The 24,181-nt window shown below is 42.5% G+C and carries 20 protein-coding genes; 5 read left to right on the top strand and 15 right to left on the bottom strand.

Translation table 11 applies throughout. From position 1 onward, the window contains the following. From QQK21_RS11330 to QQK21_RS11310, 5 genes are read right to left on the bottom strand one after another with little or no spacing between them, the layout of a single operon-like run. Complete coding sequence (locus tag QQK21_RS11330) at positions 1 to 1,833, bottom strand: vWA domain-containing protein (RefSeq protein ID WP_284192303.1); 1,833 nt, start codon at positions 1,831 to 1,833, stop codon at positions 1 to 3. After that, positions 1,826 to 2,794: a vWA domain-containing protein gene (locus tag QQK21_RS11325; protein WP_284192302.1), complete on the bottom strand. Its 969-nt coding sequence runs from the start codon at positions 2,792 to 2,794 to the stop codon at positions 1,826 to 1,828. Before QQK21_RS11325 ends, QQK21_RS11330 begins: the two co-directional genes overlap by 8 nt. Next, positions 2,787 to 3,260: a DUF4381 domain-containing protein gene (locus QQK21_RS11320; protein WP_284192301.1), complete on the bottom strand. Its 474-nt coding sequence runs from the start codon at positions 3,258 to 3,260 to the stop codon at positions 2,787 to 2,789. Before QQK21_RS11320 ends, QQK21_RS11325 begins: the two co-directional genes overlap by 8 nt. Next, positions 3,257 to 4,183, bottom strand: a complete 927-nt coding sequence (locus QQK21_RS11315; protein WP_284192300.1) for a DUF58 domain-containing protein — start codon at positions 4,181 to 4,183, stop codon at positions 3,257 to 3,259. The genes QQK21_RS11320 and QQK21_RS11315 overlap by 4 nt, the downstream gene beginning before the upstream one ends. Before the next feature lie 9 nt (positions 4,184 to 4,192). Continuing rightward, positions 4,193 to 5,149, bottom strand: coding sequence for an AAA family ATPase (locus QQK21_RS11310; RefSeq protein WP_284192299.1), 957 nt, complete (start codon positions 5,147 to 5,149; stop codon positions 4,193 to 4,195). Between the two features lie 322 nt (positions 5,150 to 5,471). Between QQK21_RS11310 and QQK21_RS11305 the strand changes: the two genes are divergently transcribed. Continuing rightward, positions 5,472 to 5,672, top strand: coding sequence for a restriction endonuclease subunit S (locus QQK21_RS11305; protein WP_284192298.1), 201 nt, complete (start codon positions 5,472 to 5,474; stop codon positions 5,670 to 5,672). A gap of 20 nt (positions 5,673 to 5,692) precedes the next feature. On the opposite strand, the gene QQK21_RS11300 is transcribed toward QQK21_RS11305, so the two are convergent. The 10 genes from QQK21_RS11300 to QQK21_RS11255 all read right to left on the bottom strand — a co-directional run bounded on the left by QQK21_RS11300 (position 5,693) and on the right by QQK21_RS11255 (position 15,881). Beyond that, positions 5,693 to 6,739 carry a methyl-accepting chemotaxis protein gene (locus QQK21_RS11300; protein WP_284192297.1) on the bottom strand — a complete coding sequence of 349 codons (1,047 nt, stop codon included), beginning with the start codon at positions 6,737 to 6,739 and terminating at the stop codon, positions 5,693 to 5,695. Between the two features lie 28 nt (positions 6,740 to 6,767). After that, positions 6,768 to 7,658, bottom strand: a complete 891-nt coding sequence (locus QQK21_RS11295) for a type IV pili methyl-accepting chemotaxis transducer N-terminal domain-containing protein (RefSeq protein WP_284192296.1) — start codon at positions 7,656 to 7,658, stop codon at positions 6,768 to 6,770. Positions 7,659 to 7,851: 193 nt separating this feature from the next. Beyond that, the gene (locus QQK21_RS11290) at positions 7,852 to 8,760 is read right to left on the bottom strand and encodes an aldo/keto reductase (RefSeq protein ID WP_284192295.1); all 909 of its coding nucleotides are present in this window, start codon (positions 8,758 to 8,760) and stop codon (positions 7,852 to 7,854) included. 277 nt (positions 8,761 to 9,037) lie between these two features. Next, the gene (locus tag QQK21_RS11285) at positions 9,038 to 9,589 is read right to left on the bottom strand and encodes a lipocalin family protein (RefSeq protein ID WP_284192294.1); all 552 of its coding nucleotides are present in this window, start codon (positions 9,587 to 9,589) and stop codon (positions 9,038 to 9,040) included. An 87-nt stretch (positions 9,590 to 9,676) separates the two neighbouring features. Then, positions 9,677 to 9,886, bottom strand: coding sequence for a DUF3955 domain-containing protein (locus QQK21_RS11280; RefSeq protein ID WP_284192293.1), 210 nt, complete (start codon positions 9,884 to 9,886; stop codon positions 9,677 to 9,679). 81 nt (positions 9,887 to 9,967) lie between these two features. Next, positions 9,968 to 11,647: an RluA family pseudouridine synthase gene (locus QQK21_RS11275; protein WP_284192292.1), complete on the bottom strand. Its 1,680-nt coding sequence runs from the start codon at positions 11,645 to 11,647 to the stop codon at positions 9,968 to 9,970. 109 nt (positions 11,648 to 11,756) lie between these two features. Continuing rightward, positions 11,757 to 12,980: a multidrug effflux MFS transporter gene (locus QQK21_RS11270; RefSeq protein ID WP_284192291.1), complete on the bottom strand. Its 1,224-nt coding sequence runs from the start codon at positions 12,978 to 12,980 to the stop codon at positions 11,757 to 11,759. Between the two features lie 304 nt (positions 12,981 to 13,284). Beyond that, positions 13,285 to 13,812, bottom strand: a complete 528-nt coding sequence (locus QQK21_RS11265) for a GNAT family N-acetyltransferase (RefSeq protein WP_284192290.1) — start codon at positions 13,810 to 13,812, stop codon at positions 13,285 to 13,287. Positions 13,813 to 13,827: 15 nt separating this feature from the next. Then, positions 13,828 to 14,667 (bottom strand): S-formylglutathione hydrolase, encoded by an 840-nt coding sequence (gene fghA / locus QQK21_RS11260; RefSeq protein ID WP_284192289.1) that lies wholly within the window; start codon positions 14,665 to 14,667, stop codon positions 13,828 to 13,830. A gap of 65 nt (positions 14,668 to 14,732) precedes the next feature. Continuing rightward, entirely contained in the window at positions 14,733 to 15,881 is a 1,149-nt protein-coding gene (locus tag QQK21_RS11255) for an S-(hydroxymethyl)glutathione dehydrogenase/class III alcohol dehydrogenase (protein ID WP_284192288.1), read from the bottom strand. 341 nt (positions 15,882 to 16,222) lie between these two features. Between QQK21_RS11255 and QQK21_RS11250 the strand changes: the two genes are divergently transcribed. From QQK21_RS11250 to thrS, 4 genes are all read left to right on the top strand, one after another. Then, entirely contained in the window at positions 16,223 to 17,347 is a 1,125-nt protein-coding gene (locus QQK21_RS11250; RefSeq protein ID WP_284192287.1) for a DUF481 domain-containing protein, read from the top strand. 254 nt (positions 17,348 to 17,601) lie between these two features. After that, positions 17,602 to 21,576, top strand: coding sequence for a hypothetical protein (locus QQK21_RS11245; protein ID WP_284192286.1), 3,975 nt, complete (start codon positions 17,602 to 17,604; stop codon positions 21,574 to 21,576). Between the two features lie 62 nt (positions 21,577 to 21,638). Further along, on the top strand, positions 21,639 to 21,989 hold the full coding sequence (locus QQK21_RS11240) for a DUF805 domain-containing protein (protein ID WP_284192285.1): 351 nt from the start codon (positions 21,639 to 21,641) through the stop codon (positions 21,987 to 21,989). A gap of 262 nt (positions 21,990 to 22,251) precedes the next feature. Then, a complete protein-coding gene (gene thrS / locus QQK21_RS11235) occupies positions 22,252 to 24,180 on the top strand; it encodes a threonine--tRNA ligase (protein WP_284192284.1) in 1,929 nt (642 codons plus the stop codon). Position 24,181: the final 1 nt, after the last annotated feature.

Genomic DNA, 24,181 nt, shown 5'->3' with positions numbered 1-24,181 from the left:
TTACCACTTTTTACCTGTATTCTCGGGTGGTTGCTTTGCTTTTGCTTGTAAGATCAATTGTGCTTTGAGTAAGCGACTAGGATCTCGGGCACTTTCCACTTGTTCAAGCTTTCTCAATGCCGGATCGATAGGCTCAGCGCCTTGTTCTTGAGCGATTTGTTGTGGTTGCTGCTGCGAAATGTCATCAGGTTTTACTTGCTCTTTTTTGGCTGTGTCCTGCTCTGGAGTGACAGGGTCAGACTTGTTTGTTGATTGAGGCTTTTGCTCATCTTGTGCAACGTTTTCCTCATCGGTCTGCTGAGCACTATTTTTTGACGACTTTTCTTCAGACGTAGAATTTTGCTCAGATTGAGAAGTTTGTTGTTGCTCTGAGGATGAATTGTTATCAGACTCTTGTTGCTGTTGCTGTTGCTGTTGCTGTTGCTGTTGCTGTTGCTGTTGCTGTTGCTGTTGCTGTTGCTGTTGCTGTTGCTGTTGCTGTTGCTGTTGCTGTTGCTGTTGCTGTTGCTGCTGCTGAACAATGTTTAGGTTGTGTTTAGCGTCACTATTATCTGGCTGTTCAGCCAACACTTCTTCGTAGAGTTTTATTGCTTGGTCAAAATTGCGATTTTGGGCATACGCATTAGCAAGGTTGTATTTCCCTCGCGGCGATTGTACGCCTTTTAATGATTCAATAGCAGCCGCGAAGTTGCCAGCTTCGTATTGTGCAACGCCTTGCCACTCTTTGTTTTCAAACATTTCTGCTGCTTGTTGGTACTCTTGAGAATCAAATAGTTTTTTGGCTTGCTGATCGTCATTGAGCCAAGGTGAAGCCTCGGCATTACCGAGCGTCATGACAGGTGTGATAATCACCAATAGGGCAAACACGATACCACGACGAAACATCAGAAGTGCAGGTATGAGTAGGAAGGGAACGAGCCAAATACCATTATTTACTCGGTCAGTGATTTGCATTGTCTGATTGAGTTTGCTGGTTGTTTCCACTTTGCTTGTGACATCACTTATTGCTTCGATATCACTGCTGTTGAGCTGAATGGGAGTAAATAAGCCTTTAGAAGCTCGAGCAATTTTAGCCATGTTAGCGAAATTAGATTTTGCAACCACTGTTTGCCCGGAATCAGATTTTAGCAAGGTGCCATCTGAAAGTTGAATAGGGGCTCCGGCTTGAGATCCAACCCCTAAAATACTTAATCGCCATTTTGTACCCTCTAGCCGTTTTTCTATATTGGCGGCTTCTTCCTTGTCGATATCATCACTGATGAGTACCAAGTCACCTTGAGAGAGCCCTGTATTTTTCATCATATTGATGGCTTGCCCAATGGCTTTGTCTGCATCTGCGCCTTGGAATGGCATGAGCTCTGGACTTAGGTTGGGTATGAGGTTGAGAATTGTATGGGTATCGGATGTCATCGGACTGACAACGTAAGCGTCGCCAGCGTAAGCAATAAGCCCAGTATTGCCTTCATCCCACTTTTTTAGTAAATCACTGGCTTTGTACTTTGCCTGAGTGAGTCTATTTGGCTTGATATCTGTGGCGTACATTGACATCGACATATCCATGATAAGTACTCGGCCGCTGTCATTGGTAAAGCTTGGTCTTTCTGATGCCGTAAAACTTGGTCCACTGAGAGCGAGAATGGCAATGATTCCGGTGATTGAAAATATGCCAATACGGGTATTACGCGAACAGAGATGACCAATCCCCATCGCTTTTGCTAAATGAGGTGCAATCAGTGTTTTGGTTTGGCTACGTTTCAATAACCAAATGACTATCACTGTAAAGGGTATGAGAATTGCTAACCATTCAGGATAAAGGAAGCGAAAGTCAGACATGGTTTCTCCTGATAATCATCAAAGATAAGAAGCCAGCAAACGCTATGGCCAGTGGGAATGCAAACCAATCTTGTTGAGGACGCCAAGTTTGAGTTGTTTGACTGATAGGTTCCAGATTGTTGATGGTCTCGTAGATACTGGAAAGCTCTTGGCTATCGCGTGCTCTAAAATATTGGCCACCTGTCATTGAGGCGATTTCTTTAAGGGACGCTTCATCAAGGTCTTTTGCTGTATTTACTTTGCGAGTCATAAAGAGCTCTTTGACCATTATCTCACCAGCTCCGATACCGACAGTGTATATGGTGACATTGTATTTCTTAGCAATTTTTGCAGCTTCTAGCGGGTCAAGGACTCCGGCTGTGTTAGTGCCATCACTGAGTAATATCATTACACGTTGCGGTGCATCACCATCGATAAACGTCTTGGTGGCTAAGCCAATGCCTTCGCCAATCGCCGTTTTATCCCCGATAAGTCGAAGAACGGTCTGATTGAGCTGCTGGCTGATAGTGTGTCTATCTAGAGTTAATGGAGTTTGTAAATAAGCGTGGTCGGCAAATAGAACTAAACCAAGGCGATCACCCTGACGTTTACCAATGAAGTCATTTAATACCTGCTTTACCGCAGTCAATCGATCAATAAAGCTTCCGTTAAATTGCATGTCCTCTTGGCTCATTGAGTAAGAAAGGTCCACAACTAGCATCATGTCTCTGTGCTTGGGCTGGGTTGTCACTGGGTCGCCATACCAGACAGGTCTAGCAGAAGCGGTAATTAAAGTGATCCAAATGAGAGCTGCTAGCCCTTTAGCCATCACACTCCACGACGAGTTACCTGCCGCAGATTGGGGAAGGTAGGGCATGTAAACAGGAGATGATGTCTGAGCTGGTGGTAATAAAAAGTAAATCAGTATTGGCAAAGGTAGTAGAAGGAAGTTCCACCACCATACAAACTCTATGTTAGCCAACTTTGGCTCTCCTTCTTTTGGGTGGAAGTGCTTCATCGACCCATTGTGAGCAATGAGAGACAAGCTCAGACGCATTGATTAATGGCTCTTTTGAGTAAAGAGCGACCTGCCACAGTTCATAGTTGTCCAAAAATAATGGCGACTTAACTTGTGTATCAAGAAAGGCATACCACTCTTTACCCGTTAGTTTGGCGACTTCTTCTCTTGGGTAATAACACAATGCAGCTTGGCGAAGTAACTCAAACGCCTCTGCTGGCTTTCCACCAGCTTGAATTAATCTTAAAGCCGCTTTCTTTGGTGCAAGGCGTTTTTTATTCCAGCGATAGGCAAGCCATAGGGTCAACAAACACAGAAGAGTGCCTCCCACGCTGGCCCACCAACCCCACGCAATTGGAAACCATGATGGGAGTTCTGGTAAGTGCATAGGATTAAGTGGTAACAGAGATTCCTTGTTTGTAGTGCTCATTGATCACGTCCCGATAATTGTTGTAGTAGTGATTTTTGAGTCGAGAGACAAGTAAAGCTCAAACCATGACTGTGAGATAAGCTTTTTAGTTGATGCTGCTTGCTTTCAAAGGCGGCAGCGATCTGATCACGTACTTTGCGAGAAGAAAAATCCACCCACATTGTACTGCGCTTATCGGACACCTGCTCAACTCCCCGATAGTCTGTAATACCTGCCTCTAAAGGGTCGGATATGTGAACTATTCGTACTTGATTGTGGGATCGCAGACGCGAAATTAACAACTGATTTTGCTCGGAAAAACGCAAAAAGTCGCTGATTATCACAACTTCGCTACCTTTGGGGCAAAGACGATTCAATGCGTGAAATCCTTCGCTCATATCTTTTGAAGAAGTCTCTGAGTTAGCATGCAATATGCTTTGATGAAGTTGTACTAAGTGTTGGATCAATGCCAATGGCCCTGAATTTCGGCTAACAGGCTTGAGCTCGGTCAGCTGGTTGCCTGTATCAATAATGGCACCGACACGATCTTTTTGGGCCACTGAAATCCATGCAAGTAAACTTGCCATTTGAGCAGTGAGAACAGATTTGAACATGAGTTGTGAGCCAAAGCGCATGCTGGCGCTTAGATCGACATACAGGACAATTGGCTTTTCGCGTTCTTCAGTAAACAGTTTTGTATGAGGTTTGCCTGTACGGGCGGTTACTCGCCAATCGATACTGCGTATGTCGTCACCTGCTTGATATTGCCTGACTTCTGCAAAGTCCATACCTCGGCCAAGCTGTCTACTTTGATGATGACCTAGTACCTGCGACCATAAGCTTCGTGCAGGAGGCAGCCAATGAATGGCATGTTGCTTAAAATACAGCAACTCATCGAGACACAGGTTAACGCCATCTGAATAGGGGGATAACTGTTGATCCATCGGCAAACCCTATGCGCTTCCTACCAATGATAGTAGCCGGTTGACGGCTTTATTGGTGCAGATACCTTCCGCTTGAGCTTGATAACTCAACAAGATACGATGCCTTAATACAGGGAATGCCATGACTTGAACATCTTCCGCAGTGACATAGTCACGGCCCGACAACCAAGCGTGAGCTCGTGCACATCTATCAAGAGCAATGGTTGCTCGCGGGCTGACGCCCATTTCTATCCAGTTATCGAGTGTGTTGTCATATTGCGCAGGCTGACGCGTTGCCATCACCAGTCGAATAATGTAATTCTCTACTGTGTCTGCCATGTGAGTATTCAATACTTCCTGACGTGCGGAGAAAATATCGCTTTGGCTGATTTTAGGGGCCGGTGTGTGGTGCTCACCTCTGGCTTCTCCACGATTGAGGCGCAGTATATCAAGTTCACTTTCAGCGTCTGGATAGTCGACATTTAGGTGAAGAAGGAATCGGTCCAACTGGGCTTCTGGGAGTGGGTAAGTGCCTTCTTGCTCAATTGGGTTTTGTGTCGCCATAACTAAGAACAGCTCCGGCAATGGATAGGTTTTTCTGCCGGCTGTTATTTGTTTTTCTGCCATTGCTTCAAGCATGGCTGCTTGTACTTTTGCAGGAGCGCGGTTGATTTCATCGGCTAGGATTAATGAATTGAAAATCGGCCCAGCTTGAAAAGTAAATTCGCCTGTCTCTGGGCGGAAAATATCTGTTCCGGTCAAATCTGCGGGTAATAGATCTGGCGTAAATTGTATTCGGTGGAAATCACCTTCAATACATTCGGCAAGTGACTTGACTGCGCGAGTTTTGGCAAGTCCCGGAGGTCCCTCAACCAAAATATGACCATCAGCAAGTAGAGCGACTAACAGCTGTTTGACTAATTCGCTTTGGCCGATAACTTGAGTTTCTAAATACTGTTGCAGTTCGCTAAATGATTGAGAATTCATCAATGCCTATCTCCTGACTTTTTCACTTAGTACTTTAATCGGTGAAAAAGTTCATCCTTTATGTTTTGTTTATCGAATGGTTGTTCAATTGTTAATCAAACCAGCAAGTAAACATAAACACTATTATTTCAGTTAGTTAAAATATGGGGATGGATACTGATGTTGCAAGCGATCAAGAGTGAAAAATTGGTTTTACAAATTTGAAAAATAACAACCCTTTGAATTGGGTAAGAGAGGTGATGATTAAACTAACATTAACTGTACCCAATAAAAATGAGTTAGTATAAAGTATGTTTGAAATTTGTATTGAGTGGCCATTGTCATGAGTGATTTAGAAAAAGAATTGGAACAGATAGCAAGTGAAATGAGTGATGAACCCGAGGTTGCTTTGCCATCATTAGAAGAACAAAAAGCCATTGCAGCAGAGCTAAAAAAGCTTGAACAGGCGGGTGAATTAACGCCTGAAATATTAGAGCAACATTTTGGCAAGTTCTATTCAAAAACAGACAAGCCGGTCCATTAGGCTCTAAAAAGCATTTTTGTTTAGCTTGCCTGTGCAGAGTCCTCTGGCTGAGAGGTATCGTAGCGATGAGATTTCTGAAAGTATTGAAACAGGCTTTTCAACATAGTCTTATCGGCTACCGAAGCGCCTTCAAACTTTAGCCCATAGCTGAAGTAGTCTTCTACTGGCACAACGTGCATGATGTTTGCCTCCACACGCATATTAGCCTTCCCAGATTTTGCCAGCTCTGGTGGAAGCTGGATGTCTAAGTTGACCGTGCTGTTTCCAGCAAACTCAGTGTTAGATCGCACTTTTGCGCCTTCCATACTGATGTCACTAGTCAGACCGTCAGCATTGATTCCGCCTTGTGATATTTTTACCCGAACTTTGTTGTCAGCTCTTGGCTCAGCTCGTTGTTCATCTTTGGGCATTTCCATCGATTCGTTAACTTTAGTCTCAAAGCCTCTAAGTTGCCTGTCCAAGGCTTCTGAAATTTCATGTAAGTCACTCGCAACCAGCGAGGTTGTTTTTGCCTTGCTACTGCTTTCTGATAGTACTTTGAATAGCTCTTTCAGTTTGGTATCTAGATATTGCAGGTTATCCGCTTGTTCTTTGTTAAAGTTGGCAATAACTTCAGCACTTTCAGTGGTTTTACTTATTCCATCCGACATTGTCGTAAAGGATTCTACAGTGTCAGCTGAGGTTTTTTGAGTTTGATGTACTGCGCCAACAACGGCTTGCATTGAATTAACCGAGTTTTCGACTTTTTCCATTAATTGGGTAATGAGGTCAGAAATTTCCTGGCTTGAACTGGATGTCCTTGCAGCGAGATTTCTCACCTCATCGGCTACCACGGCAAAGCCTCTTCCCTGTTCGCCAGCACGCGCGGCTTCTATCGCAGCGTTTAGGGCAAGTAGATTGGTTTGCTCAGCAATATTGTGAATCGATTCGGTAATTTCATTGATCTGGAGTGTGAAGTTCTTAAGCTCTTCTATTTGCTCTGCTGTGTGGTTTACAGAATCCACTGCTTTATTGAGTTCTTGAATGCTATTGTTGACCACAACAATACCAGATTGTGCTGTTTCCATAGTGTTTTTAGAGTTGGTTTCTGTACTTTTAATGTGTTGACTGACCACATCTGAAATGTCTAGCAAGGATGTAATCGCTTCGAGAACTTGAGAGGAGTTTTCTTGCTCCAGTTGGCTGCTTGATGAAATCGTGCAAGGATATGCGCATCTGCTCAATGTTTTTCGTTAAATTGCCCATCTCATTATTGTGATGTTCTTTTTGATTGTAATCCTTCAGATCACCGGTTGTAATACGACGAGTGGTTTTGATTGCTTGATTTATAGGCCCTATCACATTCCTAAGTGTTAGTTCGGCAAGTATCAAGGTTAGTATTACAGCAACAATTGCGACAGTGATTTGGTTGCGTTCCATGGTATGAATCTTAGCGGACGATTCGTCACTGAACATAACGACCGCCTTATTCATATTGGTCAATGTGTCGATGCTTAATTTATTCAATAAGGCAAGGCTTTCTGGAGTACTGCCCTGATTCACAATGTTGGAAATGTGTTTTTTCTGCTGTTCCCATATTTGTTTTACCACCTGCAGCTGCTTTTGTATATGTGGAGGAGCCTTAGGAATATTAACAGGTTTGGTCATGCCGAGATCTAAGTAAGTTTTTCCACCTTGTGTAAGTGCCATTAGTGAAATATCAAACAGTTCTTGAGTTTTCTGGCTGACAGATATGTCGGGCTTACCGCTTTTCTGGCGAGCGATATCCATGGCAAGCAGAAACTCTTTGGTAAATTTCTGAGTGAGCATGCGCTGCCTGCCTGCAATATTGATGACCAAACCGTCATCTTTTTGCTTGTCGAGTGAACTGATTGTGTACCCTATTATGGTAGTGAGGATGAGTGTAAAGAAAACAGTCAGCAGTCTAAGCTTTGCGTTGAGGCTTATACTGGCAAATTTGCACAATATATTTTTGTTATTTGTCATCTCATTTCCTTCAACTCTTCACACATCATTGGTTAATTTACTAGTTAAAAGTTAGAAGGTTACTCTGTAATCATCAAGGTGCTTATTCTTATGACGTTTTTTTATGTAGTGAGGTAGGTAGGCTATGCTTTTAGTCGAACGCGCTCTGTACGAGCGCGTTTGGGGCGTGTTTTGGATTATACCTGTGGTCAGATTATGGTACACCATGACCTTTTGAAGCTACCCACACTCGATACCACTGTTCTCTGGTGAGCGTGAGTGTGAGTGAGTCAACGGCTGCTTTCACTCTATCTATATTCCCTGAGCCAATAATAGGTATAGGCATCGAAGGCAGAGTTTTCACCCATGCATATATGACTTGGTCGATACTCTTGGCATCAATCTCGGTACGGATAGTTTCTAACTCTTCTCTAACGCGTTTAGCTTGGTTGGTGGAACCTGTGAAAATACTCCCTCCACCAAGGCAAGACCAAGCCATAGGACGGATGCGATTCATCTGCAACATATCCAAAGTGCCATCATGGGCTACGTCAAAGTTGAGTGGGTTGATCTCCACTTGGTTGGTGACCAGTGATTTAGATAGTCTGGATTGAAGTAGGTTAAATTGGCTTGGGGTAAAGTTTGACACGCCAAAATGTTTGACTTTACCTACCTTATACAGCTCATTAAATGCATTGGAGACTTCGTCTGCATCCATGAGAGCATCTGGCCTATGGATAAGAAGAACGTCGATTTGTTCTATGTTTAGCCTTGCTAGTGAGTTATCAACGGATTCATAGATATGTTTTTCGCTGGTATCGTAGTGATTTATTTTGCGCATCGGGAATGAATCGCCACGCAGCATAATATCGCATTTAGTTACAATCTCGATCTTATCTCTAACAGATGGCTCAAGTTTCAGCGCTTCGCCAAACAATGATTCACACTGATAGTTTCCGTAGATGTCAGCATGATCGACAGTAGTAATACCGAGGTCGATATGCTGCTTTAAAAACGACAATCTTTTTTGGGCAGTCATTCCCCATTCTGCTAATCGCCAATAGCCTTGTACAAGTTCGGAGAACTCCGGCCCCTGCGAAGCTGTGGTCACTTTTGAAACCATGGTTTTGCTTCCCTAATTAAGTTTGTCTTTACTGTAGGGGTATTTACTATTTCACTCAATTGACTTTGACAGTTAATTGGAACTCGCAAGCAAAATATGCGTTTTTACAGATTTTTTAGCAATACATACTTTATTAATGAATCATGACCGGTATTTTTGAGGTCTAAACCCCAGTGACTTTGGGTTTTGTATAGCAACCGTCTCTCGCAATTACATGGGTAAGATACTGCTCAAACCTAATTTCCTGTTGTATGGTATTGAAAATCTGATAACTAACTTAACTGCCCGCATGTTCAAACTCAGATTTTGTTGTCGATGTATGTTCTACATAGATAAGGTTATTGATATCAAATCCTCGCTGTTTCGACATCCGTTCAAACTTATCAATCACGGTTTGGCTGATGGTCGGCGTTCTTGAAAGGAGCCATAGATAGTCATGGTCTGGTCCTGATATAAATGCGTAGCTATAGTTCTCTTTATCAAGTTCAAACACGACGTAAGAGCCGTAGAAAGGTCCGAAAAAAGAGACTTTCAAATATCCTTCACTAGGGCTGTCGACGAAGAAAGCTTTACCTAGAGCTTCTTGCCATTCCTTGCTTTTAGACGAGTAACCTTTATTGACGACGGACACACCGCCATCACTTCGAAGGGAATATTGAGCGGTGACGTCTGAAAGGCCTCTTTCAAAGGAATGATCCAGTCGTGCGATTTCATACCAAGTACCAAGATACCTATTCAACTCAAAGTTATCGACGGGTTCAACCGATTTGGGCATGCCAAGACAGCCAGATAAAATCAATAGTACGCAAGCAATCAGTATGTTTTTCATCAGTGTCACCTAAGTTAAACAAAGGTTATACGTCACTGGAGTCAATTGGATCAGGGTTAAGGATTATAACTCTCAAAGCACTCCACACTATCGAGAGGTAAAACCTTTAGCCAAATGAACAATGTATGCAGTGATGGCAAGTATTTCAAATATCCAAAATAGTGGGATAAGCCCAAAGGGCTCAATTAAAATGCCATCATCGCTAACGTGAGATCCCAATGCAGCGTAGATTGAAAGACAAATAAAACCGGCAAAAAATAGACCAAGACTGAGTCGATTGGGAATAAGTTTTTTCATAATGACCTTGTTTAGCTTACTGAGTCCATTTTATGTAACCCAATGGATAATTCTGGTCAATGTATATTATGTTAGGCCTTGTTAAAACGGACTTTTCACCTCAAATGTCATGCTTTTTTTGGTATATGGGTGCTCAATAATAAGGCGCTCTGCATGGAGATGTAATCTGTCTGTTCGTTGTCCATACAGTCCATCTCCGAGCATTGGCATATTGAGCCCGAGGTGATGGGCGCAATGGACTCGCAGTTGGTGAGTTCGACCCGTTTTGGGATAGAGGTACAGTCTGCTTTGACCCTGTTTGGTTTCTATACATTCCCAGTCAGTTTCGGCGGGTTTACCATGTTCAAAGCAAACGAGCTGACGTGGTCTATCTTCTGGATCACCTCGCATGGGTAGGCGAATTTGTCCACTTTGCTGTTGGGCTTCTCCCTCAACAATGGCAACATAGCGTTTTTCTACTGAGCGAGTGATAAACTGCTTTTGTAGGCTTTTGTTTGCTCGTTTGGTAAGAGCAAATACAAGTATACCTGATGTGGCCATGTCTAGGCGATGTATCACAAAAGGGCCCTCTGCCGTTGGGTAGCGTTTTTTAAGGCGAGTAAAAGCCGAGTCTTGAATGGTTTTGCCAGGAACAGATAATAGACCTGCGGGTTTGTTGACCACAACGATGGCATCATCTTCAAATACGATGTCCATGACGTTATTCTCTGCCCAAGCTTTTTCTAGAGGGTTGTCATCGACGGCCATGCCTTTAAGCATATGACCGAGAATAGGCTGACATTTGCTGTGACAGGAAGGGTAAAATTTCCTATGCTGGCGTATTTCTGATACGGGCGAAGAACCCCACCAAAATTCAGCCATAGCAAGCGGCTTAAGCTTGTGTTTGAAAGCATGCTGAAGCAATTTAGGCGCTGCACATTCACCCGCTCCAGCCGGAGGTGTTGGATTATTAGTCCCTTCAAAGATTGCATTGAGAGATTTTTCTTGTGAGCAAATATTTAAAAAACGATACTGTTCGAACAATTTATGCTGAAGAGTATTCGAGAGTGTTTTGCGCTGCTCTTTCAGCTTTTCTCGCTTATTGTGAAAAGTCTGCCACTTACTTCTAACCGCCAAGATCTTATCTTGCCATTCTAGCTTGAGGTATTTTAGTGCGTTTTTGTCGGCCACACTTTGTTTGGCAAGAGTGTCTAGAGCCTGTTCTAGTTCTGCCCCAGACAAACAAGACAAGGCCTGTTGACGCAGTGATTTTCTGGTTGCACGATTGGCGACCATTTTTTCTCTGAGACAACGCTCTTCACTCTGATAAGTCGATTCAAGTTGTTGTATTTTGTCTGTCAGCGTGGAAAGCGGTGAATCTTGAGTTAATGCATCGATTTGGTCATTAATCGACATGATTTTGGCATTTTCGGCATGAAAAAAACTTTCTTCAGCTAACAGATCAAACACGGGGGGAACAAAGTGTTTATGTTGGCTTTGGTCTGCCAATTTTCCTGAAAAAGCGGACAGATAACCTATATCGCCTTGAGGTGATTGCACGATGAGTACGCCGAACATTTTTCCAACACCTTCAGGATCGCCTTCAAGACCGAAATTGTGACACCAATCGGTTTGAGTCAGCAAATAGTCTTGAAGTTCTTTAGCGGCCAACTCACATAAGGGGTGAGGCTGATAGAAAAATGGGAAAGTAAATTTTTCGGGCAAGGCATAGCTTTCAATGGACGTATTGAAAAGGGTGAAACTGGGGATGTAGTGACGCATATGACTTGCCATGATGACCAAATAGGAGCCAGATTGTACTTATTTGGCGGCTAATTTCCAGTCGTTCATTATATATAAGGCCTCAGATGTTTGAGGCCTTAAAACGCTATTAGGCTTTTACGTTGTTGTTAAGCTTTGAGTGTTTGAGCTTACGAGCAGAGTGAAATAACGCAACAATAGCGATTGCGACCACAGCTACCGTGACAGCATAAACCACAGATTGTGAAGAGCCATTGTAGAAACTGCTTGCGACGTCAATGGCAATAGCAACAATGATAAGTCGTATAGAAGTCACTAATGACGCTGCCACCCCTGTCATGTCAGGGAAGACTTGCATCGATTCGGAGAAGAAAAGCCCGATAGACAGGGCGGCTCCTACTGAAAACAAGCACATGGTAATGGTAAGAAAACTGGGTGAGTTCAACAGAGCAGTTGGCACCAACCAAAATATTGTTGTGGCGAGAAACATCAAGCCCAGTCCTGTACTTTTTAATTTTTCGATACCGAAACGATCAATGAGTCGCCCATTGATCAAGCTAAAAAATGCAAAAGTACCCAATGTAGCCATTTGGTAAAGTGGAAAATACTCAGATTCGACCTTGAGGTGATCGACATACAAAAGTGACATATTGGAGACAAACACCATATAGCCAGCGAGAATGAAGCTCGTCACCAAAGTGTTATACCAGAAATCATAGGAGGACAGCATGAGCCTATAATCGCTAACAACACGTTTTGGAATTAACCTCTTGCGTTTATTACTTGGTAGAGACTCAGGGATAAACAAAAAACATTTAACCGCTGAAATAAGCACTAGGACAGCAATAAATACAAAGTTTGCATGGTATCCCATGTGAATACTGATCCAACCGCCAATAAGAGGAGCGAAAGCCATGATGCTTACGGTCAGCGTATTGAGATCAGCAACCAATTTAGCCGCGGACTCTTCTTCAAAAAAATCGAAGATCATGGTTGTTCCTACGATTAAACAAGCTGAACTACCAAAGCCTTGTAGTAAACGAAAAGCAAGCAATTGCTCTATGGTCTGTGCAAACACACAGCCAATACTCGATCCAAGGAATATAGAAAAACCGAACATCATGATCGGACGACGTCCAAAATGGTCTGACAGAGGACCATAGATAAGCGAACCAATACAGATACCGATAAAGTTATAACTTAGGATGCGCTGAACCATAACAGCGCTAGTATTTAAATCTTTTAGTATGTCTGGAAAAGTAGGTAGGTAGATATCGGTTTCCATCGACGCTGCAAGAAAGATAAACACCATAAGAAAACGAAACCACTTTCCTTGATGAGAGATAGGGAACATAGTGAATCCAACTGAAATGTGTTTTTTAAATACCACAAGCACCTGCACTAAAGAGTGAAGTCATAGGCTTGAGAATGATTGTTATATAGGGAATGAGGCAGGCAGGAGAGGATTATGTGCCTTAGGATATTGCATCCCCACCACTTAGTTGTGAATAAGTGATGGTGTAATGTAACATGTTATTTTTATTTGACAAGTTACTTTTTAATCAAATGACCTAATAATTGCATATTGTCACCTCCCCAAACATCAAACCCCATTTGATAAATGCTGTCGAGTTCGTTGGCGTTCGCTTTTCTTAATTTCATAGCTTCGTCTCGCAAGGAACCCAATAGCGGGCTACGGGATAAGGGAATACTTTGCCCATCACGATGTCAATAAGCTCGCCGCCATTGGCTTCAATGACACCACGAGAGGCGTGATTTTTCTCGTCGGCGGTGAGTAAGGCTTTTGAAATACCGAGTGATTTTGCAATGGGCAGAGCGAGTTTTAGCATGGTTTTACCATAGCCACGGGCACGATAAGAAGGCGCAATGTCGTATCCAATATGACCACCTTCAAAAGACAGAAATGGGTTATCAATTGTATGACGAATGCGAATGGCGCCAAGTATGTTTTCCTCTGTGTCCACCATCCAGAAATGACTGCAAGGGACATGTCCTTGGCGTAGATTTATACCACTCGCTTCATCAGTCAATCGTTGAATATAAGCATCAAAGTCATCGATACCTTCACGGTAGTAATTGGCTTTACGACTGTCGTTATCAGCAAAATCTTGATAAAAGGACAAAAACGCAGACTGATATTGATATGATGGCGGTTCTAGTTTCATTTTGTGTGCCTTAACTTATTTAGACATATGTTTCGCGTGGAACATCAGATGGTCGTCAATAAAACTCGAAATGAAATAGTAGCTATGGTCATAACCTTCTTGCATACGTAGCTCCAGGTTTGAATCTGAAATTCTTGCCGCCTCGATCAATGATTCAGGCTTCAATTGCTCATGTAAAAAACTATCGGCATCACCTTGGTCGACCAAAATAGGGAGCGGTGATGAATTTTGTTTGAGCAGCTCTGTAGCATCATAAGCCTTCCAAGTCTCCTGATCTTGTCCAAGATAAGCGCTAAACGCTTTTTGTCCCCAAGGGCACTGTGTTGGATGACAAATCGGGCTAAAGGCTGAGATAGATGTGTAGCTGTTGGGGTTGTTCAATCCAATCGTTAATGCGCCGTGTCCCCCCATACTGTGTCCAGAAATGGCTTTGATATTTGATACAGGGAAATTGGCTTCTATTAATGCTGGCAACTCTTGGGTTATGTAGTCGTACATTTGGTAATGTTGAGACCAAGGCTGTTTTGTTGCATTAAGATAGAAGCTGGCACCTTTGCCCAAATCGTATGCTTCACCGTCTGCTACCTCTTCACCTCGAGGGCTTGTATCCGGTGCAACAATTGCGATACCAAGCTTGGCAGCTGCTTTGAACGCTCCCGCTTTGTGCATAAAGTTTTCGTCTGTACAAGTTAATCCTGAAAGCCAATACAGCACAGGAACACGAGATGACAGACTTGCATTTGGTGGCAAAAATACTGCAAAGCGCATAGCACAATGTAATACATTGGAATCGTGACGGTATTGTTTGTGCCAGCCGCCAGCAACTTTGTTTTGACTGATATTCGTTAAATTCATAGTACTATTTCTTAGATAGCCACCATCGCTTGATTTATGGTGGCTATGAGTATTAGATCGAAGGTTTATTTACTCATATGGATAACAGAGCGAATACTCTTGCCTTCATGCATAAGTTCGAAAGCGTGATTGATATCATCCAAACTCATGGTATGGGTAATAAACTCTTCAAGACCAAACTCTCCTGCCATGTATCGCTCAACAATGTTAGGTAATTCAGAGCGCCCTTTGACGCCACCAAAAGCACTGCCACGCCACACGCGGCCTGTCACCAACTGGAAAGGTCGGGTTGAAATTTCTTGTCCAGCGCCTGCCACACCTATAATGACTGACTCTCCCCATCCTTTGTGGCAACATTCAAGCGCTTGGCGCATAACATCGACATTACCGATACACTCAAACGAATAGTCGACGCCACCATCGGTCATTTCAACAATGAACTCTTGGATGGGAACATCTATTGTTTGAGGGTTGATGACATCAGTGGCACCCAGTTGTTTGGCGAGCTCAAATTTACTCTCATTTATATCGATACCAATAATACGGCTAGCCCCCGCCATTTTTGCCCCGATAATGGCTGATAAGCCGATACCACCGAGGCCAAATATAGCCACAGTGTCATCTTTTTCCACTTTGGCGGTATTAAGCACAGCCCCCATGCCAGTGGTGACACCACAACCCAGTAAGCAGACTTCTTCTAGTGGGGCTTTTGGATTCACTTTGGCCAGTGAAATTTCAGGAAGTACAGTATATTCGGAGAAAGTTGAGCATCCCATATAGTGGAAAATAGGTTGCCCATTGATAGAGAAACGCGTTGTCCCATCGGGCATAAGTCCTTTGCCTTGCGTTTCTCGAACCGCTTGGCAAAGATTGGTTTTTCCTGATGTACAAAATTTGCATTCACGACATTCTGCGGTATAAAGGGGTATCACATGATCGCCAACTTCAACACTCGTGACACCTTCACCGACCATCTCAACAATGCCACCGCCCTCATGACCAAGAATGGCCGGAAAAATCCCTTCTGGATCTTCTCCAGATAATGTAAAAGCATCGGTATGGCAGACGCCTGTCGCAACGATGCGTACCAATACCTCACCTTTTTGGGGCAGTTGAACGTCAACTTGTTCCATTTTAAGTGGCTGGCCTGCTGCCCAAGCGACCGCGGCTTTAGATTTAATAAACGTTTGACCGGGTTGGATATCTAATCCCATTCAGGTTTCCTCGTTCTATCTTTAACTAATTGTGTTTATTGATCTTTAGGTTATGAGTTAATCATGAAAAATAGGTTGTTCCCAGTAATTAATCAACTCTTATGCAAGGTTTGTTTGGTTTCTCACTGTTCTGAGAATTTACTCTATGATCATTAGGACTAAAGTGACACTAGACAGAACTTACATCGCTTGGCGACGTTATTATTGGCCAGCGATCCCAGTGAATGCTTAGCTGAGCTAATAAGATTGACATGGGCTTTTCTTACTCATGACATTGATATGTGCTTCATTTATTACCTTGCACAGGTTACATGGTGTTGAACTGGATAGACTAAGTTGACATGAAATTACAAGCGACCACATTATTTATAGCCATCTGTTCTGCACAACCTAGTGCCTTTGCCAATGAGCAAGTCGAACAGCAAGTGTCCGATGAGCTCAATAGCCAAACCGTTTACTTTGATAAAAATGACGATTGGGTGAAACTCAAGTCAGGAGAAGTTATCAAGGGGGAACTTAACGGTACTATTAAAAAAGATTCTAATTCTTATAAGCAGGAAATAGAGTTTGATAGTGATGATCTTGGTGATCAAGAAATTGAACTTGGGGATATCCAAGAACTCCAGACGGCGGGCTACTTCACTATTCGAGTTGCCGACGGTGGAATTTATGACGGCTATTTATCGATTCGCAACAATAAACTTTATTTGACTAACCTTGACCAAGAAATGTCTTTTCCTGTTACAGAGGTTGTCTCTATCTACCGAGGGAAAGAAAAAGACTCTGAGCAATGGAGTGCGGAATTTACCTTTGGTCTGGATATGAGTAGTGGTAATACTGATGAACTGACTCTTCATGGTGATATTGATGCTGAGCGTAATACCGTTGAATCAAGGACTAAGCTAAACGCCAGTCATGAGACCAAAGAGTCGAACGATGAAAAAACCGCCAATAACACCACGCTTGGTGGCTCGTATGATATCTATATTGACAATAGATTATTCTTAAGACCCGTCGATCTTAAAGTTGAAAACGATGAGTTTCAAAACCTAGATTATAAGATAACGGCATCAATGGGTGTGGGTTACTTTTTTATTGCCAATGAGAGCACAGAATGGGACGTAACCATAGGTCCTGCTTATACGTACACCAAATTCACTACGGTTGAAGAAGGTAATTCATCAACGGCGAATAGTAGCGCATTCAAGCTCGAATCCAACTTTGAATATGAACTTACCAAGGATATCGATTTTAATTATGACTACGATATGGTTTGGGAAAGTGAAGAGTCTGGAGGTATCCATCACAAAAATACGATAGGATTTGATATTGACCTAGTGGGTGATCTTGATCTTAGTATTGAAGGGATATGGGATCATGTGTCCGACCCCACGGCAGATTCAGATGGTAAAGTGCCTGAAAAAGACGACTATAAAATGCTAGTCGGTTTAAGCTACGAAATTTAATTAAAACTCTCCTCAAATACCCTTTAGTGCACCCAGATAGTATTATTAGGGTGCACTTTTTTTACCGAAATCTTTTACTTTGTAGCGGCAAATATTTCTTTACTTTCATGTATTGAAGTACGTTTCTTAGACAAGAATCAGTGTTATTCCCTAATTTTTAGCGAAATTTTGTACATCACTTGTTATTTACAATATTACTACTTTTCATGTAGATAGACTGTAATGACATGTTACTTTTTGAGAGATTCAAAATTATGGTCAAGGAAATAATACATGCTCCTTTACAAAGTTCGGATGTGCCTATCGACGTCCATGATGCTGTTCTACCTGCTGAGCTTGATCTAACGCATACGGTCACCCCTCTCACAGCTTCATGGAATGGTCTTGTCGAACAAAGTGAATCAGAAATTGGGCCAAGTAGCCTAGCAGTCGAACATATAGATGAGCCCGAACAGACCATACCTCTGAGTATTGTTCAGCCTCCTTTATCACTTGATGAGAGAATCTCACAAAAAATAGAATTAATTTCTCGAATAAACCTCACAATAGCAGATAAAGATGATGACTTTGAGCGTTATGAAAGCCTAGGAAATGTAGAAGCGGAAAATAATGAATGGCGGAAGCGGCAGGAGGCAATACAAGCTCGTAACAAATTAACCAGTGAACTGATTTTGCTACAAGAAGAAAAAATTAATCAAGAAATCATTTCTTCGCCACTAAGTTCAATCGCTGCAGTGAATCAATTGAAAGAAGAACTTTTATATTTATCCTTCAATACATCAGAAATAGAAGTAGACGTTAACTATAAAATAAAAATATTTCTTGATGCGATAGTGGTCTTGCTTGATTCTGAAATAGACGTAGTGAATAAAAAAATATTGGCGATAACGGCTCGGTTTAAAACTCTGATGTCGGATGATAGGGACCTATACCAAAAAGCACTAGCGGAGCTGGAAGAAAGAAAAGCCTTAATGATCGTAGAAAGGGACAATTTTAAGTTTGATAATGCAGAAGAATTGGCTTTGGGAAGGAGATTTAGGGATTTATATAAAATAAACAATGATCAGGATTTGACTTCATTTGAAGAGTCTGTGGTTTCCTCAATTGACCGGAAATTATCATGGGGAGATGATCGGCTGTTAAGTGAACAGGCCAAAGTTAACCACAGTAAGTGGGCAACCTTTGTCGATTATATCATTGCCAAATCCTCGATTTCGCCCTTTATTTCTCTACCTAGCATTGATGAGGGAGAAGAGGATGTGATGGTTAAGTTCTTTACTGAACTTGATGAGGAGATAGAAAGGCAAGAATTGGACATAGACGAAAGGCTCAACAAGGTTGGCAATATGTTCGATGATCTACTGGAGAGCATGGCGCGGTTAAATCAAGGTGATATTTGGACGAGAGATATGGTCTTGATGAACAATGACCAAGTCGAGCCCACTTATCATTTGAGAGATGCTTACGCTGTTCTTGTCCACGCAGGAGGCTTCGAAAAAGGGCTATTTGAAAAGTTATATTCACAAATCGATTATCCTACGGTTTCTTTATCGGCATTTGCGCAGTGTTCAAGCCCGAGACATTTTGATACCGAGCTGAGTCGTTCTCATTTCATTACTTCCGCTCTTTCGGCACTCAATCCGCCAGTTAAGCCCGACGACCGTTTTCAGGGCTATGAAGAAATACCAAACTATTTTCATCGGACGGCGGATATGACGCCTCAGCTTACTAAGAACAGAGCTTGGTCTGATGATATAAGTGCTTTTGGATTCAAAATGGCTGCTATGTATCCAAACGTGCCAATTAAAGAAAATGATTTTGATGAGATATTTATGTATATCGTTGGAAAATCGCTGAATACAGATGATACAACAAGAGTCATTAGAACATACTGTTATAGGGGAATAGAGGGGACAGTTTTTGTCTATGTAAGGCAAACGGATAGGCTTTATCAATTTGCAGAAGACACTGTCACGCTGCAAAAAGGTCAATCCGCCGAGGTTGATGGATTGCTTAGAAGCCTATTTGTCTTCCCTGATGGACAACAGGCATTAGGCGTTTATTCTGAGCAAGCGACAACAGGGATTATTTTGCCAAGAAAGAAACGCCTTGCAGCTGGGGACTTGGCCCGCAGGCATTACAATGGAGTTTTTTTCCCCTATAGACATGAACAACAGCCCGTAATTGACAACATATTAGCGTTAGGGCTGGAAGAAAAATACGCACAAAAAATTAATGATGTTCTTGCCAACAATAGAGCCTCACTTATTAGTAAAACGAATGATCATTTGAAAATGTTAGAACTGATGGAGATATCGGCGGGGACAAAAGCATTAGACGATGCCCAAAAAAACGAGATCCGGCGTTGGTTAAGGGAGTTTTCTAATGGAACAAGAAAAGCGAGCCTAGGAACCGCGCAATATGTTGGGAAGGAGCAGGTATCAAATCCGGATCTGATTTTTATCAATGTAGCAGAAGAAGAATCCCAAACGACAGAGGGACTATTGGTCAATTTGCGGCTGTCCATGGTTATCCCGATTCCTAGGGAATTTATCGAAAAGCTTGAGTTATATGGCTCAAAGGGCTTCAAAGCTGTGTTTGCCGATGGATTTTACTCAAAAAATAGACAGGAAATAAAAAGCATACCTTTTGTTGATACCGGGTGGTTGAACGCAATAGGAGACCTAGCAAGTTACTCACAGGCGTTAAACGTTCTGGGTGACGATATACCTATGAAGGTTCTCGATAAGGCGTTACGGCGGGTTGCTTGCTACTGTATGAGAGTGGCATTTGGTTTTGAAAGTCCTACAGCGCAAGATATTAGCAATCTTAATGACATCTTCCAACTTAGAAATCAGCATAAATCATATGAGGACTTTTTTAGAGCTCATATCGCTGATGACGGTGAAGTAAATAGTTATATCGGCGCTGTTAACTTTAAAGCGGGAATGAATCAATTTATCTCTTTGCTAAGACTTCACAAAAGCTCGACTTGGAGGGAGTCAAGAGAAGAAGCGGAGCAAAAGACCTTTACATCTGACGCTAAAAGTCGATTTGCAAACATGGTTCTTGATGATATCGAACGTTATTATAAGACAGAATGGGATGATGAAGTCGTGTCATATAGTGAGGAGTGGTGGAAAGATACCATCGAATGGTGGCGTACTCCGCTGCGAATTGGAGGCTATACTATTGCTTCTGTATTGGCAGTGATGTTTCCGGGGTTGTCAGCGGGAATCATTGCAGGAATTGCGACCACATTCATCACAGATACTGCCTTGGATATTGGTCTGCTAGGGGTCGAGGACGACCCTGTCAAAAAAGAAAAACTGATGCAAGGCATTATCGTCAAGACACTTGGTTCGATAGGCGGGGAAGTGCTGGGTGGCGCTGGAGCGCAGCTGACGGCAAAAACCATCAAAAGGCTTCTACTTAAAAGGGCATCGATACAGTTACAAGGAGGCGAATTAGCAAAAGCAAGGCAGAGCATCGAAAGCTATTCTGATGACGCCGTCGAGGAAGTCATTCATGTTGCTAAAAAACGTCCTAAAATGCCGGCTATTACCAAACTTCTGGCTCAAAAGGGAGATGGTTTGCCAAGGATAAACAAGCAAACTGTTGACATGCAAAATGTTATAAACCGTTATGGTGTCCCTGTCGGAGACAAAATCAATCTTTTTAGGAGACTCAAGAATTTTTATAAAAGCAATGATAAAACGGCAACCGTCATGCAAACCCTTGAAGGTATCACTATATTAACCTTGACCGGAGAGATTATCGTTCTCGTCGAAGACTGCCTATCGGACAGTATTAAAGACAATGAATTTTATCAAATTTTCAAGTTGGTTCTACTGTATGGCATCGCTGCAGGTGCAACCACAGTATCTAGCATGCAAAGAAGCCCTGAATTACTTGAGATAGAAGCCAAGGTGTGCTTAGAAAAACTCAACATATCACAAGAGAATATCGCCCTCTTCAGTCAGTCGGCTAAACGTCGTGGCTTGTATAACAAAGATATAATGACTGACCCTGATTTTAGAGATGCGGTTCGACGATTTGATGATATACCACAGGCTAGCTCTGCGAGAGAAAAAGAAACCCGACGGCTACTCAAATTGGATAAGTTATCCAAGTCACCACGCCGAGTACGTTTCGACCCACTGTATTTGAGGCTGGCAAACTTTGTCGATAACGGAAACATAAATGGGATGAATCTCAGATCTGAGTAATGTCATTAGGGTTGAGGTGTGTTACTAATAGCACTTAATTTACTTGATGCAGAGGAAAAAAAATGGATTGGTACTTAGCGGTATTAAAAAAATATGCCGTTTTTCATGGTAGAGCAAGAAGGCAAGAATATTGGATGTTTGTCTTATTCAACTTCATTTTTTCGATTGTTGCTGGATTTGTCGATGGGCTATTGGGCAGTGTTGCTCTAGGTGTTATATACAGCCTAGCGATTTTTATTCCAAGTCTTGCTGTTTCGGTTCGTCGACTGCATGACACTGGACGGTCGGGTTGGTGGCTTCTAATCGGATTAATCCCGTTGCTTGGTATGATTATTTTACTCATATTTGCAGCACAGGAAGGTGATGAGGCGAGTAATGAATACGGTGACAATCCCAAGACTTCTTATGTTTAGGCATTGAAGACTCACATACTGTACGCTGTTAAGCATAAACAATCGCAATTTACCTAAGATAGAGTGCTTTTATCAGTGTATTTTTCATACCGGATACATTAGAATTGATGCTTGGTTCATTGAGAGGTTCATCTGTATTTGTTCCTAAAAGTGAACCAAAATTTTTATTCAAACTTTTCTTGAACTAACTAACTGTTACATAAAGAAAACTAAATGAATCAAGTGTTGCTTGGTGTGCAACACCACTGTAAAGGACAGTTAAATGCCAATTATTACTCTTCCTGACGGCAGTCAGCGTCAATTCGACAACCCAGTCTCTACTCTTGATGTCGCGCAATCCATTGGTCCAGGTCTTGCGAAAGCAACCATTGCTGGCCGTGTTGATGGCAATCGCGTTGATGCATGCGATCTTATTGAGCAAGATGCAAGCCTTGAAATTATTACGGTAAAAGACGAAGTGGATGGTCTTGAAATCGTTCGCCACTCGTGTGCGCATCTTTTGGGACACGCGATTAAGCAGCTTTATCCTGAAGCAAAAATGGCGATTGGACCAACTATTGATAACGGTTTCTATTATGATATCGACTTAGAGCACTCTTTGACGCAAGAAGATCTAGATAAGATTGAAAAGCGTATGCAAGAGCTAGCCAAAACTAAGTATCCAGTTATCAAGAAAAAAGTCAGCTGGCAGGAAGCACGAGACGCGTTTGAAACGCGTCGAGAAACATACAAGATGGAAATACTGGATGAAAACGTCGCGCGTGACGATCGTCCGGGCTTATATCATCATGAAGAATATGTCGATATGTGCCGTGGTCCTCACGTTCCACACATGGGTTTCTGTCAACACTTTACGTTGTTAAACGTAGCGGGTGCGTATTGGCGAGGCAATAGCGACAATAAAATGTTGCAGCGTATCTATGGTACAGCCTTTCACGATAAGAAAGCATTAAAAGCCCACTTAACGCGTTTGGAAGAAGCGGCTAAGCGCGACCACCGTAAAATTGGTAAGCAGCTTGACTTATTCCACATGCAGCAAGAAGCGCCAGGTATGGTGTTCTGGCACCATAATGGTTGGTCGATTTTCCGCGATTTAGAAGTGTTTGTCCGCGAAAAGCTAACAGAATACGGTTACCAAGAAGTAAAAGGTCCTCTTATTATGGACCGCGTGCTTTGGGAGCGTTCTGGTCATTGGGACAAATATTCCGAAGCCATGTTTACGACCGCTTCAGAGAACCGTGATTACGCACTCAAACCGATGAACTGCCCAGGTCATGTACAAATCTTTAACCAAGGCCTTAAGTCATACCGTGACCTGCCACTAAGAATGGCAGAGTTTGGTTCATGCCACCGTAATGAGCCATCAGGAGCATTGCATGGCATCATGCGTGTGCGAGGCTTTACTCAGGATGATGCACATATCTTCTGTACCGAAAGTCAGATTCAAGAGGAAGTGACTTCATGTATCAAGATGGTATATGATACTTACCAGACATTTGGCTTTGAAAATATCGCAGTTAAGCTGTCAACTCGCCCTGAAAAACGAGTGGGTTCAGATGAAATTTGGGATGAATCTGAGAAAGCACTACAAAAGTCTTTGGAAGCGATGGACATTCCATATGAGATCCAAGAAGGCGAGGGTGCATTCTACGGGCCTAAAATTGAGTTTACCTTACACGATTGTTTAGATCGCGCATGGCAATGTGGTACCGTTCAGCTTGACTTCAACCTTCCAAGTCGTCTGGGTGCGACGTACGTTGATGAAAATAATGAGCGCCAAGTACCTGTGATGATTCACCGTGCGATCTTGGGTTCATTAGAAAGATTCATCGGAATTTTAATTGAAGAATACTTCGGTTTCTTCCCAACATGGCTATCACCAGAGCAAGCAGTAATCATGAATATTACTGATAAACAGTCAAATTATGCTCAGGAAGTGGCCCAAAAACTACAAAAATGTGGAATTAGAGCTAAAGCAGACTTGAGAAATGAGAAGATTGGCTTTAAAATCCGCGAACATACTTTAAAGCGTGTACCGTATATGCTGGTTTGTGGTGACCAAGAAATGGAAGCCGGAGAGATAGCAGTGCGTACTCGTAAAGGTAAAGATCTCGGTAAATTTAAAGTGGATGATTTTGTTTCCTATATCCAAGATGAGATCTCAAGCCGTAAGCTCAATCTGGAGGAATAAG

The sequence above is a fragment of the Vibrio zhanjiangensis genome (assembly GCF_030161235.1).
Classification (GTDB): domain Bacteria; phylum Pseudomonadota; class Gammaproteobacteria; order Enterobacterales; family Vibrionaceae; genus Vibrio; species Vibrio zhanjiangensis.
The sequence above is the reverse complement of the archived record's forward strand: the minus strand, read 5'-3'. Positions and strand labels throughout refer to the sequence as shown.